An 18,043-nucleotide genomic window follows, 5' to 3' on the forward strand; every position below is an offset into this window, starting at 1 on the left:
CCCACCGACCCGAACGGAGACCCCCTTGCCTTCCACCCTCATCGCCGGCGCCGCGCCCGGCACGACCGCCGACCCGCACACCCCGTACGCCGCCGACACCGCCCTGACCGGCGACTTCGCCGCCGACCGCGACACGGCCACCGGCCTGCTGCGCACGCTCACGGCCCGCATCACCGAACTGCCGCCCCGGCCCGAGCGGACCGAGCAGCAGCAGCGCACCGCCGACACCCTCCACCGGCGCGCCCGCACCCTGCGCCGGGACTTCCTCGCCCGCCACGCCGAACACGTCTACACCGAGCTGACGGACGGCCACACCCGCCACCACCGCCTGGACCGGCTCGCCGAGCTGGCCGCCGACCGCTACCCCGGGCTGGTGCCCGGCCGCGACCTGCTGGCCGCCGACGCCCGGCTCGCCCAGCGCGACAAGGAAGGCTGGGAGATCGATCTCGGCATCTTCTTCCACGCCGTCCTCGACTCCCCCCGGGCCGGCTCCCACCTGCTGTGCACCATGCTGCGGCCCACCCCCGACGCCCTCGCCGCGCTCCCCGAGTACCGCCGCACCGGCCGGGCCGACCTGAAGCTCGCCACCGTCACCCGCCGCGACGGCATCGCCCACCTGGAGCTGTGCAACGACGCGTACCTCAACGCCGAGGACGACGCCGCCGTCGCCGCCCTGGAGACCGGCACCGACCTGGTGCTGCTCGACGAGGCGAGCCGGGTCGGCGTCCTGCGCGGCGCCCCGATGTCGCACCCCGCCTACCGCGGCCGACGGGTGTTCAGCGCCGGCATCAACCTCACCCACCTCTACCACGGCGAGATCTCCCTCCTCGGCTTCTTCCTGCGCCGCGAGATCGGCTACATCGCCAAGTTCGCCCGCGGCCTGTGCCTGGACGGCGAGGCGGGCGGCGAGCGCTGGTGGCCGCAGGCCGACAAGCCGTGGGTGGGCGCCGTCGACTCCTTCGCGATCGGCGGCGGCATGCAGATCCTGCCCACCCTCGACCGGGTGGTCGCCGCCGACGACTCGTGGTTCAGCCTGCCCGCCATGGAGGAGGGACTCGTCCCCGGCGTCGCCAACCTGCGGCTCACCGCACTGACCGGAAGCCGGCCCGCCCGCCGGATCGTCCTGTGGGGCCACCGGCTGCGCGCCGGCGACCCGGACGCGGCCCTGCTCGTCGACGAGACCGCCCCGGCCGACGCCATGGACGCCGCCGTCGAGCGGGCCGCCCAGCACCTCGACAACCCCGCCGTCGCCGCCAACCGCCGCATGATGGCCCTCGGCGAGGAGCCGCTGGACCTCTTCCGCCGCTACATGGCCGCCTACGCCCTCGAACAGTCCTACCGGCTGTACAGCCCGGACCTCATCGCCAACCTGGAGCGGACCTGGATCAGCCGCCGCGCCCGCAGCGGGGGTGGCCAGGGGTGACCGTACTCGAAGCCGCCCCCGCCGACCCGGCCGCCGCCGACCCGGCCCCGGACCCGGCCGATGCGGCCGCCGCCGGGGTGCCGCCCGCCCGGCAGCTGCTCATGTACCGGGCCATGGTGGTCGGCCGCGCCTTCAACCGGCAGGCCACCGCCTTCAGCCGGCAGGGGCGGCTCGCCGTCTACCCCTCCTCCCGCGGCCAGGAGGCCTGCCAGGTGGGCTCGGCGCTCGCCGTCCGCCCCACCGACTGGCTGTTCCCCACCTACCGGGAGAGCGTCGCACTGCTCACCCGCGGGATCGACCCGGTGCAGGTGCTCACCCTCTTCCGGGGCGACCAGCACTGCGGATACGACCCGGCGGCCGAGCACACCGCCCCCCAGTGCACCCCGCTGGCGACCCAGTGCCTGCACGCCGCCGGGCTGGCCGACGCCGCCCGGATGGCCGGCGACCCGGTCGTGGCGCTCGCCTACATCGGCGACGGCGCCACGAGCGAGGGCGACTTCCACGAGGCGCTCAACTACGCCGCCGTCCGCCGCGCCCCGGTCGTCTTCCTCGTCCAGAACAACCAGTACGCGATCAGCGTCCCGCTCGCCAAGCAGACCGCGGCCCGCACCCTGGCCGACAAGGCCGCCGGCTACGGCATGCCCGGCGTGCGGATCGACGGCAACGACGTCCTCCAGGTGTACCGGGCCGTCCACGACGCCGCCGAACGGGCCCGGGCCGGCCACGGCCCGACCCTGGTCGAGGCGGTCACCTACCGGATCGACGCGCACACCAACGCCGACGACGACACCCGCTACCGCCCCGCCGGGGAGGCCGACGCCTGGGCCGCGCAGGACCCGGTCGACCGCCTCGAACGGGACCTGCTGGCCGCCGGGGTGCTCGACCGCGCCGCCGCCGACGGGATCGCCGCCGCCGCCGACGCCTTCGCCGCCGAACTGAGCGCCCGCTTCTCCGAGCCGCCGACGGGGGACCCGATGCAGATGTTCCGGCACGTCTACCACCACCTCCCGCCCCACCTGCGCGAACAGTCGGACCGGCTGGCAGCCGAACTGGCCGCGGCCGAACAGGGGGACTGATGTCCGAGACCACCATGGCCAAGGCGCTCAACACCGCCCTGCGCGACGCCATGCGCGCCGACCCGAAGACCATCCTGTTCGGCGAGGACGTGGGCGCCCTCGGCGGCGTCTTCCGGATCACCGACGGGCTGGCCGCCGAGTTCGGCGACGAGCGCTGCTTCGACACCCCGCTCGCCGAGTCGGCCATCCTGGGCACCGCCGTCGGCATGGCGATGTACGGCTACCGCCCGATCGTCGAAATGCAGTTCGACGCCTTCGCCTACCCCGCCTTCGAACAGCTCGTCAGCCACGTCGCCAAACTGCGCAACCGCACCCGCGGCGCCATCGGCCTCCCGCTGACCATCCGCATCCCGTACGGCGGCGGCATCGGCGCCGTCGAGCACCACAGCGACTCCTCCGAGATCTACTACATGGCCACCCCCGGGCTGACGGTCGTCACCCCGGCGACCGCGGCCGACGCGTACTCGCTGCTGCGCCGCTCCGTGGCCTCCCCCGACCCCGTGGTCTTCCTCGAACCCAAGCGGCTGTACTGGCACAAGGAGGCCATCGGGCTGCCGGTGGACACCGGCCCGCTCGGCTCGGCGGTCATCAGACGGCACGGCACCCACGCCACCCTCATCGCGTACGGCCCCGCCGTCACCACCGCGCTGGAGGCCGCCGAAGCCGCCGCCGAACACGGCTGGGACCTCGAAGTCGTCGACCTGCGGACCCTGATGCCGCTCGACGACGCGACGGTCTGCGCCAGCGTGCGCCGCACCGGCCGCGCCGTCGTCGTCCACGAGGCACACGGCTTCGCCGGCCCGGGCGCCGAGATCGCCGCCCGGATCACCGAACGCTGCTTCTACCACCTGGAGGCACCCGTGCGCCGCGTCACCGGATTCGACGTGCCGTACCCGGCGCCGCTGCTGGAGCGCCACTACCTGCCCGGCGTGGACCGGATCCTGGACGCGGTGGCGTCCCTGGAATGGGAGGCGGTCCCGGCATGATCACCGAGCCCGGCACGATCACAGAGCCCACCGCCACCTGGTTCCGCTGCCTGCGCCCCCGGCCGGCCGCCCGGATCCGGCTGCTGTGCTTCCCGCACGGCGGCGGCTCCTCCGCCGCCTTCCGCCAGTGGCACGCCCTCCTGCCCGACCACGTGGAGCTCCACGCGGTCGAGTACCCCGGGCACGCCGACCGCCTCCTCGAACCCCTGGTCGACGACCTCGCCCGGCTCGCCGACCGGGCCTGCGAGGCCGCACTGCCCCTGCTGGACCGGCCGTTCGCCCTCTACGGGCACAGCCTGGGCGCCCTCGTCGCCTTCGAGACCGCCCGCCGGCTGGAGGCCCGCGGGCACACCGCGGTCCGGCTGACCGCCTCCGGCATGCCCGCACCGCACCTGGTGCGCCCCGGCACCGTCCACCTCGGCGACGACCGCGCCGTACTGGCCGAACTCGACCGCCTCGGCGGCGTACGGCCCGAAATACTCGAACACCCGGACCTGCGCGACCTGGTTCTGCGCACGGCCCGGGCCGACTACCGCCTGGCCGAGACCTACCGGTCCGCGCCCGGCGCGGTCCTCCGGACGCCGGTGACGACCCACCGGGGCCTGGAGGACCCCGAGCTGACCGAGGCCGAAGCCGCCGGCTGGCAGCTGGCAACCACCGCCGAAACCACCCACCACACCTTCCCCGGCGACCACTTCCACCCGACCGCCGACCCCACCCCGGTCATCACCGACGTCCTGACGGGCCTGACCAACCGCCGACTCACCGCAACACAGTGAAGCCCCACGCCCCACAGGAGCGCGGGAAACCCCGCGCCCAGCCCCCACCGCCCCGATAGAGACGCGGGGAACCACGCGCCCAGCCCCAACGGGCCCGCAGCCGACAGCGGCCCCGTAGGGGCGCGGGGAACTGCGCGCCCAGCCCCCACTGGCCCGCAGACGACGACCGACCCCACAGGGGCGCGGGGAACTGCGCGCTCACCCCCCACCGGCCCGCGGTGTCACAACCGGACCCCGCGGAGCGCCCACCCACCGCGGCCATATCAACGGCGTCAGCGCCCTGACAGCCCCGCCCCCCACCCTGTTCGCACGGCCCGGCCGGCCCGGAGCCCGGTCCACCGATCCGTCGACCCATCCGAGGAGCATCATGACCAACCCCTTCGAGGACGCCGAGGCCACCTATCTCGTACTCGTCAACCACGAGGGCCAGTACTCCCTGTGGCCGTCGTTCGCCGAGGTCCCGGCCGGCTGGACGGTCGCCGTCCAGGCCACCGGCCGGCAGGACGCGCTCGACCGGATCGCCGGGCTGTGGACCGACATGCGGCCCAAGAGCCTGGTCGACGCCATGAACGGCGCCTCCGCGTGAGTCCCGCCCCCGGCCCGGCGGCCGGACTCCTCGACCCCCCGCGTCCCCCGGCGCCGGCATCGGCGTCGGCGTCGGCGCCGGCCGGGGGAGTCCTGAGCACCGCCGACCTCCACGCCTCGCTGACCGACCCCGCACTGACCTCGATGACCCTGCTCAACGAGGTCACCGGCCGGTACCCGCAGGCGGTGTCGTTCGCGGCGGGCCGCCCCTTCGAGGGCGGCTACGAGGTGGCCGCGCTCCACCGCCACCTGGAGACCTACACCCGCCACCTGGCCGGGCAGGGCCTCGACCCCGACCAGGTGACCCGGGCCCTGTTCCAGTACGGCCACACCAAGGGCATCATCAACGACCTGATCGCCCGCCATCTCGCGGTCGACGAGCAGCTGACGGTGGACCCGGCCTCGGTCGTGGTCACCACCGGCTGCCAGGAGGCGATGGTCCTGGTGCTGCGCGCGCTGCGGCGCGATCCGCGGGACGTCGTGTTCGCCGCCGCCCCGACGTACGTCGGCTTCACCGGCGCCGCCCGGCTGGTCGAGATGCCGGTCCGGCTGGTCCGGGAGGGCCCCGGCGGCCTCGACCCCGACGACCTGGAGGACCAGATCCGCCGGGCCCGCGCCGCCGGCCTCAACCCGCGCGCCTGCTACGTGATCCCCGACTTCGCCAACCCCGGCGGCGCCGCCATGCCGGTCGCCGACCGGGAGCGCCTGCTGCGGATCGCCGAGCGCGAGAACATCCTCCTGCTGGAGGACAACCCGTACTCGATGTTCCACGACGGCGTACCGCGCCGGCCCACCCTCAAGTCGCTGGACCGCGGGGCCCGGGTGGTCTACTTCGGCTCGTTCGCCAAGACCGCCTTCCCCGGCGCCCGGATCGGCTACGTCATCGCCGACCAGCCCGTCCGGGAGGGCGGCGTCCTCGCCGACCAGCTGGCCAAGCTCAAGAGCATGCTGACGCTCAACACCTCCTCCGTCGCGCAGGCCGCCATCGGCGGACTGCTGCTGGAGCACGGGTGCAGCATGGAACGGGCCAGCGCACCCGCGGCGGAGGTCTACCGGCGCAACCGGCACGCCCTGCTCGACGGCCTCGCCCGGCGGTTCGGCGACCCGGCGCACGGCGTCCGCTGGAACACCCCCGCCGGCGGGCTGTTCGCCGTGGTCACCGTCCCCTTCCGCGCGGACGACGCGGCCCTCGACGACTCGGCGCGCCGCTTCGGCGTGCTGTGGACGCCGATGCACCACTTCTACGCCGGCACCGGCGGCACCGAGCAGCTGCGGCTGTCGTTCAGCGTGCTGACACCGGCCGAGATCGACACCGGCCTCGACCGGCTCGCCGCGTTCGTCGCCGACCGCACCCACTGATCCATCCTCCTCCGGGCCCGCCCCGCACCCCCGTCGGGGCGGGCCCCTTTCCCACGCCCTCGCCGGTGCACTCCGCACTCCGCCGCAGCACTCCGCCGCAGCACTCCGCCGCAGCACTCCGCCGCAGCACTCCGCCGCCACCCGCTGCCGTCACACGCTGCCGCCGCCCTCCGTGCCGCCCCGGCCCCCGTCAGCACTGTCAGCGCCGTGTCGACGGCCCCCGGCAGACTCGTGACCGCACGTCACAGCGGTGACCCGGCATGCCCGGAGTACGACGCTGCCCCCGAGGAAGCGGCAGCCGCGCTGCGGAGGTGTGCGTACAGCCGGTGGAGGCGAACCGCCCGCCGTCCCACGCCCTGATCCGATCCAGGAGAGACCTCAGATGACCCATGACCCCTCCGCAGGCGTGCTGACCGGGACGCGGGCGGCGGCGGACGGCACCCGCCGGACCTCCCTGACCGAGGAGCAGCTCGGCCTGCTGCTCCAGCACCGCGCCGACCCCGCCGCATCCCCGTACAACGTGCCGCTGGCGCTCGACCTGCGCGGACCCCTCGACCCCGCCGCCTTGGAACGGGCGCTCGCCACCCTGACGACCCGCCATCCCCTGCTCTCCGCCCGCGTCGTGGACGACGCCGACGGCCTCCCCGAGCTGGAGATCCGCCCCGGCCGCACCCCGCGCCTGGAGCGCAGCACCGTCGCCCCCACCGCCGACGGCGCCGATGCCGCCGCGCTGCTGGCCGTCGCCCGCCACGAACTGGACCTGGAACGGGACGGCGTCCTGCGGGCCCTGCTGCTGCGCCACGGCGCCGAGCACCACACCCTGCTGCTCGTCGTCCACCACCTCGTCGTGGACGGCGAGTCCACCGCCATCCTGCTCGCCGACCTCCTCACCGCCTACCGGGAGGGCGAGGTCCCCGGCGAAGCCCCGGCCGACTTCGCGGACTACGTCGCCGACCGCGCCCGGCGCGCCGACGACACGGACACCACCGCCCTCCAGGAGTACTGGCGCGACCGCCTGGACGGGGCCGACGTCGACGTCGACTTCCCCCTGGACATCCCCGGCCGCGGCGACACGCCCGTCGGCCGCAGCGTGCCGGTCGAACTGGACGCCGGCCTGTCCGCCGAGATCGGCCGCTTCTCCCGCACCCACCGGGCCGGCCCCGCGGCCGTGCTGCTCGCCGCCTACCTCAAGGCGCTCGGGACGTACGCCCGCCAGTCCGCCCCGACCGTGGCCGTCCCGCTGGGCGTCCGCAACGACCTGCGGTTCGAGCGCACCGTCGGCTACTTCGTCCGGACCCTGCTCGTCCGCTCCCCCGAGCAGGCCGGCCTGACCGCGGCCGGCTTCGTGGCCCGCGTGCAGACCGAACTCGCCCGCGCCGTCGACCACTCCCGGCTGCCGTTCCCCAAGATCGCCCGCCTCATCCCCGGCACCGACCCGGCCGACCCGCAGGTCTTCAACTGCACCTTCGTCCTGCACAGCTGGGCCGACTCCTCCGCGGCCGCCACCGAGGGCGTCGAACTGCCCGGCGGCCTGCGCGCCCGCTGGCGCCAGGACGTCCCCTCGCCGGGCCTCGGCCTGCTCACCCTCGAACTGTACGAGGGCGAGGGCCGGGTCCGCGGCCGCCTCAAGTACGACGCCTCCCGCATCGAGGCCGGCACCGCCGAGGCCTTCGCCGAGCACGTCACCACCCTCGCCCGGGAGATCGTCCGCGAGCCCGAGCGCCCGGTCACCGACCTGGAGGGCATCGGCCCGGCCGCCCGCGCCACCCTCGACCTGCTCAACGCCACCGACCACCCCATCCCCGACACCGACATCGACACCCTGCTGCGCCGCCGCACCGAGCAGCAGCCCGACCGCGTCGCCGTCGAGTCCGGCGACCGCGCCTGGACCTACCGCGAGCTCGGCGACCGCATCGACGCCTACGCGGAGGCCCTGGCCGGCCGCGGGATCGGCGCCGGCGACCGGGTCGGCACCATGCTGCCGCGCACCGACGAGGCGGTCGCCGCCATGCTCGCCGTGCTCCGGATCGGCGCCGCGTACGTCCCGGTCGACCCGGCCCACCCCGAGGCCCGCCGGCGCCACATCGTGGACAGCAGCGGCATGCGGACGGTGCTGGTCACCGCCGACACCGAGCAGGCCTGCCCGCCCGGCCCCGCACCGGTCCGCCTGGACACGCTCACCGCCGGCCCGTCCTCCGTGCCGCAGGGCGCCCCCACCGCCGACAGCGCCCTGCACGTCCTCTACACCTCCGGGTCCACCGGCCTGCCCAAGGGCGTGCAGCTCAGCCACCGGGCGCTGGTCACCGACGTCCTCGCCGCGATCCGCCACTTCGGCATCGGCCCCGACGACGCCATGCTGCTGAAGGCGCCGTTCACCTTCGACGTCAGCGCCCACGAGATGCTGGTCGCGCTGGTCGCCGGCGCCCGGCTGGTCATCGCCCCGCCGGACGCCGAACGCGACCCCGACCTGCTCGCCCGGACCCTCGACCGGCACCGGGTCACCCTGCTCCACCTGGTCCCCTCCCAGCTGCGGCTGCTGCTGGAGGCCGAGGGCTTCCCCGCCAACCGCAGCCTGCGCACCGTGGTCAGCACCGGCGAGTCGCTGCCCAACGAGCTGCGCCGCGCCTTCGAGGCGGTCCACCCGGCCCGCCTGCACAACGCGTACGGCCCGACCGAGACCTCGTACTCGACCGTCTTCTCCTGGCCGCGCGGCGACGCGGGCTCGTGGACCGGCCGCGGCGAGGTGCCGATCGGCGTGCCCTTCGACAACATCCGCTGCCACGTCCTCGACGACGGGCAGCGGCTGCTGCCGCCGGGCGCCCCGGGCGAGCTGTGGATCGGCGGCGGGACGGTCTCCGACGGCTACCTCGGCGATCCCGAGCGCACCGCCGACCGCTACCGCACCCTCGACCTCGGCGACGGCCGCCCCGGACGGGTCTACCGCACCGGCGACCTCGTCAGGCTGCTCCCGGACGGATCCCTCACCCACCTCGGGCGGTTCGACGACCAGGTGAAGATCAACGGCAACCGGGTCGAACTCGGCGAGGTGCGCGCCGCGCTGATGGCCGTCGAGGGCGTCGAGGACGCCACCGTCCAGGTCGCCCGGCACGCCGCGGGCAGCCTGCAGATCACCGCGTACGTGGTGCCGCAGGGCCTGGACGCCGCGGTGGTGCGCCGGGACGTGAGCCGGGCGCTGCCCTCGCACATGGTGCCGGTGCGGATCACGCCCGTGTCCCGGATCCCGCTGCTGGCCAACGGGAAGACCGACCGCCGGGAGCTGGCCCGGCTCGCCGCCACGGCCGGGCCGTCCGAAGCGCAGGCCGCCGAAGCACCGACCGCCGAAGCGCAGGCCGCCACCGCGCCCGCCGACACCACCGCGCCGACCGCCTCCGCCTCCGCCGGTGCCGCGCCGACCGCCGCCCCCACCGATGCCGCCCCGACGGCATCCGCCCCTGCCGCGACGGCATCCGCCCCCGCCATGCCGGCGCGGCCGGCCGTGCTGCCCAAGCTCCGGGCCGTCTGGGCCGACCTGCTCGGGGCCACCGAGGACAGCAGCCAGTTCTTCGAGGACGGCGGTGACTCCATCCTCGCCATGCAGCTGGTCTCCCGGATGCGGCGCGAGGGCTACACCCTGACGATGCGCGAGATCTACAAGCACCCGGTGCTCGCCGATCTCGCCGCCCATCTCGACTCCGGCGTGCCGCAGGGCCCCACCGCGGCGGCCGCCGCCGCGCCTGCGGCCGCCGGCCCGGCCGGCGGACGCCCGCTCGCCCCCGTCCAGTCGTGGTTCTTCCGCCACATCAGGACCGACCTCCACCAGTGGAACCAGTCCGTCCTGCTGGAGCTCAACCGCCCGCTCGACGCCTCCGCGCTGCGCCTCGCCCTCCAGGCCGTGGTGGCCGCACACCCCGCGCTCAGCGCCCGCTTCGAGCACGACGGCGCCACCGGCGACGGCCGGATGGCCGACGCGGCCCCGTTCGCCGCCTACCCGCCCCGCGAGGTGCTGTGGGAGCGGGAGTTCGGCGGCGAGGACGAGCTCGACCGGGTCCTCGAAGAAGCCGAGGAGAGCCTCGCCCCGCTGGACGGCATCCACGTGCGGGCCGTCCTCGCCCGCGACCGGCGCGACGGCACCGGGCTGCTGCTGATCGCCGTCCACCACCTGGTCGTCGACGGCGTGTCCTGGCGCATCCTCCTGGAGGACCTGGAACACGCCCTGGACGCCCTCGCCGACGGCGCCCTGCCCGCCCTGCCCGCCGAGGCCTGCTCGTACGGCCAGTGGGTCGACGGCCTGCCCGCCGTCGCCGCCCGCCCGGGCGAGGCCGACCACTGGCTGGCCCTGGCCGAGGAGCGCAAGGCCGCCCGTACCCTGCTGCTGACCACCCCGGCCCCCGACGAGCAGCAGATCCGCCGCATCGAGTTCTCCCTCGACGCCGACGCCACCCAGCAGCTGATCGGCCCGCTGCCGCGCCGCCTCGGCCTGTCCGTGCACGAGACGATGACCGGCGCGTTCGCCCAGGCCCTCGCCCGGTGGCGCGGCACCTCCACGGTCACGTTCGACGTCGAGACGCACGGCCGCCACGGCCGCGACGACCTGTTCCGCACCGTCGGCTGGTTCACGGCCATCCACCCCGTGCTGATCAGCGCCGAACGCGCCCGCCACCCCGAGGAGTTCGTCACCGAGGCCGGCCGCGTCCTGGCCGCCGTACCGCAGGGCGGCGTCGGCTTCGGCGCCTGCCGCGAGTACGAGCCCAGGCAGGAAGTCCGCGACGCCCTGCGCGCCCTGCCGCCCGCCTTGGTCTGCTTCAACTACTACGGCCAGGCCGACCAGCTCAGCCCCGCCGGCCGGTTCCGCATGTCGGGCCGCCCGATCCCCCGGGAGCACTCGGCGCGCTGCGAGCGCGTCTACGGCATCGAGGTCTACGGCATCGTCCACGACGGCCGCCTGCGGATGGGCCTGACCTGGGTCCCCAGCCCCGCCGACGGCGTCGACGAGGACGCAGTCGAGGCACTGGTCGCCCAGATGCGCTGGGTCCTCGCCACCCTCGCCGGCGCCGATCCCGACACCGTCCTCGCCGGCGAGATCACCGCCCCCGGCCAGGCTGCCCGGCCCGCCCGGCCCGCCCGCACCGGCCGCACGACCCCGGCCGGACCGCAGCGCGAGAGCGTCCCGGTCACCGCCCAGCAGCACGGCCTGCTCCTCGACGCCCTGGCCCACCAGGGCACCGGCCGCTACGTCGAACAGCTCCACTGGCGCTGGCACGGGCCCCTGGACACCGACCGCTTCACCGCGGCCTGGGAGGCGGTCTTCGCACGCGAGGCCGTCCTGCGCACCGCCTTCGACTGGCAGGCCGAACCGCGGCTCGTCCTCCACGACGAGGCCCGCCCCGAGGTCGTCCGCCTCGCCCACGGCAGCGACGACTGGGACGACCTGCTCGAACGCGACCGGCTGCGCGGCTTCGACCTGCGCCGCCCCGGCCTGCTGCGCGCCACCCTCTTCGACGAGGCCGCCCCCGGCGACACCGAAACCGCGTCCACCCGCGTCCTGCTGACCTTCCACCACGTCCTGCTGGACGGCTGGAGCGTCTCCCTGCTGATCCAGCAGTTCTACCGCGCCTACCTGGCCGGCGGCACCCTGCCCGAAACCGGCACGCGCCGTCCCGACATCCGCGACTACTCGCGCTGGCTGCACGCCCAGGACACCGCCCCGGCCCGCGAGTACTGGTCCGCAGCCGTCCCCGCGGGACCGCTCGCCGTACGCCCCGCCCTGCCGGGCGAACCGACCGGGCAGCAGGGCTCCGGCCGCGCCCAGACCCGGCTGACGCCGGCCGAGGCCGACCGCCTGCGCCGCTGGGCGGCCTCCCACGCCGCCACCGAGAGCAGCGCGCTCAACACCGCCTGGGCCCTGCTGCTCAGCCGCGCCTGCGGCGCCGCCGGACCGGTCCGGGTCGGCTTCGGAGTGACCGTCTCCGGACGCGGCATCCCGCTCGACGGCGTCGAACGCCTCCCCGGCCTGCTCATGAACTCCCTGCCCATGACCATCGAGGTCGACCCCGCGGCGACCGTCCCCGGCCTCCTCGCCACCCTGCGCGACCAGGCCCTGGACATGGCCTCCTACGAGTGGGTGTCCACCGGCCAGATCCACGAGTGGAGCGGCCGCGGAGCCGGCGAGAAGCTCGTCGAGAGCCTCCTCGTCCTGGAGAACTACCCGCGCTCCCAGGACGGCCTGGAGGACGACCTCGCCGCCCAGGGCATCCGGGTCGAACTCCCCGACGCCGCCGGTTCGGAGACCGCCTTCCCGGTCGCCCTGCTCGCCTACCGCGACACGGACGGCAGCCTCGTGCTGGCCGCCGTCCACGACCGGTCCCGCCTGGCCGACGCCGACGCCGCCACCCTGGTCGAGCTGTGCGCCCGGCTGCTGCGCGACCTCCCCGTGACCGGCGACGACCTCACCACCGTCGCCGACCTCCTGGAGACCCTGCCCGACGACGCCCTGCCCGCGATGGCCGACCGTCCCGACCGGGACCGCGACGGCGGCGACGGCGCCTCCTGGCCCGAGGGCCCCGACACCCAGCTCCTGCGCGACGCCTGGCAGGCCGTCCTCGGCACCGGCGACGTCGCACCCGGCGACCACTTCTTCGAGGCCGGCGGCCACTCGCTGCTCGCCATGAAGCTGCTGCGCGAGATCGCCGAACGCACCGGCCGCACCCTGCGCCTGGACGACCTGCTCGCACACCCCACCGCCGGGGCCCTGGCCCGGCTGCTGGCCGACGGCCCGGACGGCGGCGAGCGGGGCGTGCTCGTACCGCTGCGCGAGGCCGCCGACCCGGACGCCGGAACCCTCTACCTGGTCCACCCCCCGGGCGGGCAGGTCGCCTGCTACGCCCAGCTCGCCCAGAGCTACCCGGGCCCCGAGGCCCTCACCGGCATCCGCGACCCGCGCGTCGACCAGGCCGAGCCGGAGCACCTGACGACGGAACAGCTCGCCGGGATCTACCGGGAGGCGCTGCTTCCCGTCCTGGAGAGCGGACAGCGGGTGGTGCTCGGCGGCTTCTCCGGAGGCGGAGTCATCGCCTACGAGATCGCCCAGCGGATCGCCGCCGACGGCTGGCAGCCGCCCCTGGTCGTGATGATCGACGCCGGCGCCCCCGACGGCGTGGTCACCGACGCCGAGGCCGAGGGCTCGTTCGTCTCCCGGCTGCGCGCCGTCGCCGAGAACCGCGCGGACACCGGTGCGGACACCGGGGCCGGAACCGACGCCGGTACCGGCACCAGCACCGACGCGGGCGCCGAGGCGCGGCCCGCCGACGGCCCGGCGCAGGGCAGCAGCACCGACGAGCCCGCCGACGCCGACGCCTACCTCGCCGAACTCGCCCAGATCGCCGACTGGGTCCGCGGCGACGGCGGCGGCGACCCGGTCGCCCTGATGACCGACAGCGTCGAAGCCGTCCAGCGGTACCGGCCCCTGCCGTACCACGGGCCCGTCGCGGTCCTGCGGGCCGGCGACACCGGCTTCGGCCGCGGCACCGACTACGACGAGTCGGACCGCTTCCACGGCCGCCCGGGCCTCGGCTGGGAGGACCACTGCGAGGACCTCGCCATCCGGATCGTGCCCGGCAACCACGTGACCATGCTGACCGGCGACAACGTGCGCGTCCTCGCCCGCATCCTGGCGTCCGCCGCCAGGACCTGACCGAACCCCGGCCCCAAGGAGCCCACACCCATGTCCCGACCCCGCAGGCGGATCACCCTCGCCGGCATCATCGACGGCCCCGGCGGCCACGTCGCCGCCTGGCGCCATCCCGCCACCCAGGCCGACGCCCAACTCGACCTCGACTTCCACGTCCGCAACGCGCGAACCCTGGAACGCGGCCTGTTCGACGCCGTGTTCATCGCGGACATCGTCGCCGTGTGGGGCACCCACCTGGACTCGCTGTGCCACACCTCGCGCGCCGAGCACTTCGAGCCGCTGACGCTGCTCGCCGCCTACGCGGCCGCCACCGAGCACATCGGCCTGGCCGCCACCGCCACCACCACCTACAACGAGCCGCACCACATCGCCCGCCGCTACGCCTCGCTCGACCACCTGAGCGGCGGCCGCGCCGCGTGGAACGTCGTGACCTCCGCCGCGCCCTGGGAGTCCGTGAACTTCGGCCGCGCCGACCACCTGGAGCACGGCCGGCGCTACGAGCGCGCCGAGGAGTTCATCGACGTCGTCAAGCAGCTGTGGGACGCCGGCGCCGACATCCGCGACGGCCTGCCGGGCACCCCCGTCCACCACCGCGGCGAACACTTCGACGTCACCGGGCCGCTCGACGTGGCCCGCCCGCCGCAGGGCCGGCCCGTCATCATCCAGGCCGGGTCCTCCCCGGTCGGCCGGGAGTTCGCGGCCCGCCACGCCGAGGTCATCTTCACCCGCCACAACCGGCTCGCCGACGCCCAGGACTTCTACACCGACCTCAAGGCCCGGGTCGCCCGGCACGGCCGCGACCCGCAGAAGGTCCTGGTCTGGCCGACCCTCGCCCCGATCATCGCCGGCACCGAGGCCGAGGCCCGCGCCATCCTCGCCGAACTCCAGGACCTGGTGCCCGACCACGTCGCCCTGCGCACCCTGCAGGACTTCCTCGGCTTCGACCTGACCGGCCACCCCGTCGACGGACCCGTCCCCGACATCCCGTACACCAACCAGTCGCAGAGCACCACCGAGCGTCTGATCGGCCTCGCCCGCCGCGAGAACCTGTCGATCCGCGGCCTCGCCCTGCGCCTGATGGGCGACGTGATCGCCGGCACGCCCGAGCAGATCGCCGACCACATGGAGTCGTGGTTCACCCAGGGCGGCGCGGACGGCTTCAACATCGACTTCCCGTACCTCCCCGGCTCGGCCGACGCCTTCGTCGACCACGTCGTCCCCGAACTCCAGCGCCGCGGCCTGTACCGGACCGCCTACGAGGGCACCACCCTGCGCGAGAACCTCGGCCTGGACCTCCCCGTACGCTCCCAGAAGGCAGGTGCCGCGTGACCTCCGGCCAGAACACCGCCCCCGCCCCGCTGCTCGTCGCGTCCGTCGCCCCCCGCACCGCGGGCGGGGCCCCGCTGGACCTGCGCGGCCTCAAGGCCCTCGCGTACGCCGCCGAGCGCGCCGGCCTCGACGCCCTGCTGCTCGGCGACGGCACCGCCGAGGCACCGGCCGCCTTCGAGGGCACCACCGCCGCCGCGGCCCTGGCCGCCGCCACCGAGCACATCGGCCTGCTGCCGGCCACCCCGCCCGGCGACCTCGCGCCCTACCACCTGGCCCGGATCACCGCGTCCCTGGACCACCTCAGCCACGGCCGGGCCGGCTGGTGCGCGACCGGCACCGGCCCGGGCACCGCCGCCGCGGCCGAGTACCTCCACGTCGTCAAGGGCCTGTGGGAGAGCTTCGACGCCGACGCCTTCGTCCACGACCGCGCCGGGGGCGTCTACTGGCGGCTCGACGGCCTCCACCGGCTCGACCACACCGGCGAGCACTACACGGTCGCCGGCCCGCTGAACGTCGCCCGCCCGCCCCAGGGCCACCCGGTGACCGCCGTCACCGACCCCGCGCTCGCCGCCGGCGCGGACCTCCTCCTGCTGGAGACCGGCGACCCGGCCGAGGCCGGCCGGATCCGCGCCCGCGTCCGGCAGGACGCCCTCGACGCCGGCCGCGACGCGGACGCCGTCAAGGTCGCCTTCACCCTGCCCGCGGGCGCCGGAGCCGACGAGATCGCCGAATGGTGCACCGCGCAGCTCGCCGACGGGTTCGTCGTCCCGCTCACCGCACCCGACGACCCGTTCCTCACCACCACCGCCGAAGAGCTGCGCCGCCGCGGCCTGCTCCGCGCCCCGTCCACCACCGGCACGACACTGCGCGACCGCCTCGGCCTCGCCCACCCGGCCGGCCGCCCCGCCGCCGCGGCGTCCTGACGGAGCGGCCCCCATGGAGACGCTCATCCTGACCGGCAGCACGGCGGCGGCGTCCACCTCCGCCCGCCTGGCCGGACTCATCCGCCGCCGGATCGAACTGCGCGACCTCGACTCCGTCGTATCCGACCTGGACCGGAGCCTGCTGCGGCTCCCGGGCCTGGACGCCGACGCCTACACCGGCGGCGCCCTCGCCCGGGACCCCGGCGTCCGCCACCTGGCCGACCGCCTCGCGGACGCCCGGGCCGTCGTCCTGGTCACGCCGGTCCAGCACGGCAGCTACTCCGGCGCCCTGAAGAACCTGCTCGACCACGCGCCGCGCGCGGCGCTGCGCGACAAGCCGGTGCTGCTGGCCGCCACCGGCGGCACCCTCCACCCGGGCTCGGCCGCCTGCGACCACCTGCGCGCCGTCGTCCGTTCCCTGGGGGGCTGGGCCGTGCCCACCCAGGTCATCGCGCAGCGCTCGGAACTGACCGCCGCCGCCGAGCCGCCGCCGCAGCTGGCCGCCCGCATCGACCGCGCCGTCGGCGAACTGCTGCTCGGCGCCCGCATGCTGGCCCCGGCCGCCCTCTGACCCCGCCAACCCGCACCCTGGAGAAACATGTCCCGCCGCCTGTTCACCTCGGAGTCCGTCACCGAGGGCCACCCCGACAAGATCGCCGACCAGATCAGCGACACCATCCTGGACGCCCTCCTGGCGGAGGACCCGGCCTCCCGCGTGGCCGTGGAGACACTGATCACCACCGGCCTCGTCCACGTGGCCGGCGAGGTCACCACCAAGGCGTACGCGCCGATCGCGCAGCTCGTCCGCAACAAGATCCTCGAGATCGGCTACGACTCCTCGAAGAAGGGCTTCGACGGCGCCTCCTGCGGCGTGTCGGTGTCCATCGGCGCACAGTCCCCGGACATCGCGCAGGGCGTCGACACCGCGCTCGAACACCGAGTCGAGGACACCGCCGCAGCCGAAGAGGCCGACCACCTCGACCGGCAGGGCGCCGGCGACCAGGGCCTGATGTTCGGCTACGCGTGCGACGAGACGCCCGAGCTGATGCCGCTCCCGATCCACCTCGCCCACCGGCTCTCCCGCCGCCTGACCGAGGTCCGCAAGAACGGCACCATCCCGTACCTGCGTCCCGACGGCAAGACCCAGGTCACCATCGAGTACGACGGCAACCGCGCGGTCCGCCTCGACACGGTCGTGGTCTCCTCCCAGCACGCCTCCGACATCGACCTGGACTCGCTGCTCACGCCCGACATCCGCGAGTTCGTCGTCGAGCACGTCCTCAAGGAGCTCGCCGAGGACGGCATCAAGCTGGACACCGACGGCTACCGCCTGCTGGTCAACCCGACCGGACGCTTCGAGATCGGCGGCCCCATGGGCGACGCCGGCCTGACCGGCCGCAAGATCATCATCGACACGTACGGCGGCATGGCCCGCCACGGCGGCGGCGCCTTCTCCGGCAAGGACCCGTCGAAGGTCGACCGCTCCGCCGCGTACGCGATGCGCTGGGTCGCCAAGAACGTGGTCGCCGCCGGCCTCGCCTCCCGCTGCGAGGTGCAGGTCGCGTACGCCATCGGCAAGGCCGAGCCCGTCGGCCTCTTCGTCGAGACCTTCGGCACCGAGACGACCTCCGTCGACCGCATCAGCCAGGCCATCACCGAGGTGTTCGACCTCCGCCCGGCCGCGATCATCCGCGACCTCGACCTGCTCCGCCCGATCTACGCCCGTACCGCCGCCTACGGCCACTTCGGCCGCCAGGACCAGGACTTCACCTGGGAGCGCACCGACCGCGTCGACGCCCTGCGCACCGCCGCCGGCCTCGCCTGACCCGCCGCCCCCGCAACCCGTCCGCCACGGGCAAGCCCGCACCGCGAGCCTGCCCGTGGCGGACGGCTGCG

General features: G+C 75.2%; 11 protein-coding genes. All 11 read left to right on the top strand.

The window, feature by feature from the left end; genetic code table 11:
- The first annotated feature begins 25 nt into the window (after nucleotides 1-25).
- The 11 genes from ACIQUT_RS23780 (at nucleotide 26) to metK (ending at nucleotide 17,972) form a co-directional block, all read left to right on the top strand.
- Complete coding sequence (locus ACIQUT_RS23780) at nucleotides 26-1,423, top strand: enoyl-CoA hydratase/isomerase family protein (protein WP_403565434.1); 1,398 nt, start codon at nucleotides 26-28, stop codon at nucleotides 1,421-1,423.
- Nucleotides 1,420-2,499, top strand: a complete 1,080-nt coding sequence (gene pdhA, locus ACIQUT_RS23785; RefSeq protein WP_403565436.1) for a pyruvate dehydrogenase (acetyl-transferring) E1 component subunit alpha — start codon at nucleotides 1,420-1,422, stop codon at nucleotides 2,497-2,499. The genes ACIQUT_RS23780 and pdhA overlap by 4 nt, the downstream gene beginning before the upstream one ends.
- Entirely contained in the window at nucleotides 2,499-3,485 is a 987-nt protein-coding gene (locus ACIQUT_RS23790) for an alpha-ketoacid dehydrogenase subunit beta (RefSeq protein ID WP_403565438.1), read from the top strand. The genes pdhA and ACIQUT_RS23790 overlap by 1 nt, the downstream gene beginning before the upstream one ends.
- Nucleotides 3,482-4,264: a thioesterase II family protein gene (locus ACIQUT_RS23795; RefSeq protein ID WP_403565439.1), complete on the top strand. Its 783-nt coding sequence runs from the start codon at nucleotides 3,482-3,484 to the stop codon at nucleotides 4,262-4,264. The genes ACIQUT_RS23790 and ACIQUT_RS23795 overlap by 4 nt, the downstream gene beginning before the upstream one ends.
- Nucleotides 4,265-4,631: 367 nt before the next feature.
- On the top strand, nucleotides 4,632-4,850 hold the full coding sequence (locus tag ACIQUT_RS23800; protein WP_218783205.1) for an MbtH family protein: 219 nt from the start codon (nucleotides 4,632-4,634) through the stop codon (nucleotides 4,848-4,850).
- A complete protein-coding gene (locus ACIQUT_RS23805; protein ID WP_403565440.1) occupies nucleotides 4,847-6,208 on the top strand; it encodes a PLP-dependent aminotransferase family protein in 1,362 nt (453 codons plus the stop codon). The genes ACIQUT_RS23800 and ACIQUT_RS23805 overlap by 4 nt, the downstream gene beginning before the upstream one ends.
- Nucleotides 6,209-6,590: 382 nt before the next feature.
- Nucleotides 6,591-13,898 carry an amino acid adenylation domain-containing protein gene (locus tag ACIQUT_RS23810; RefSeq protein WP_403565442.1) on the top strand — a complete coding sequence of 2,436 codons (7,308 nt, stop codon included), beginning with the start codon at nucleotides 6,591-6,593 and terminating at the stop codon, nucleotides 13,896-13,898.
- A gap of 30 nt (nucleotides 13,899-13,928) precedes the next feature.
- A complete protein-coding gene (locus tag ACIQUT_RS23815) occupies nucleotides 13,929-15,224 on the top strand; it encodes an LLM class flavin-dependent oxidoreductase (protein ID WP_403565444.1) in 1,296 nt (431 codons plus the stop codon).
- Nucleotides 15,221-16,147 carry an LLM class flavin-dependent oxidoreductase gene (locus ACIQUT_RS23820; RefSeq protein WP_403565445.1) on the top strand — a complete coding sequence of 309 codons (927 nt, stop codon included), beginning with the start codon at nucleotides 15,221-15,223 and terminating at the stop codon, nucleotides 16,145-16,147. The genes ACIQUT_RS23815 and ACIQUT_RS23820 overlap by 4 nt, the downstream gene beginning before the upstream one ends.
- Before the next feature lie 13 nt (nucleotides 16,148-16,160).
- Nucleotides 16,161-16,718 (top strand): NADPH-dependent FMN reductase, encoded by a 558-nt coding sequence (locus ACIQUT_RS23825; protein ID WP_403565446.1) that lies wholly within the window; start codon nucleotides 16,161-16,163, stop codon nucleotides 16,716-16,718.
- Between the two features lie 27 nt (nucleotides 16,719-16,745).
- The gene (gene metK, locus ACIQUT_RS23830; RefSeq protein ID WP_403565448.1) at nucleotides 16,746-17,972 is read left to right on the top strand and encodes a methionine adenosyltransferase; all 1,227 of its coding nucleotides are present in this window, start codon (nucleotides 16,746-16,748) and stop codon (nucleotides 17,970-17,972) included.
- The last annotated feature ends 71 nt before the right edge of the window (nucleotides 17,973-18,043 follow it).

It is taken from the genome of Streptomyces sp. NPDC090445 (assembly GCF_044769385.1).
In the GTDB taxonomy this organism is placed as follows: Bacteria; Actinomycetota; Actinomycetes; order Streptomycetales; family Streptomycetaceae; genus Streptomyces.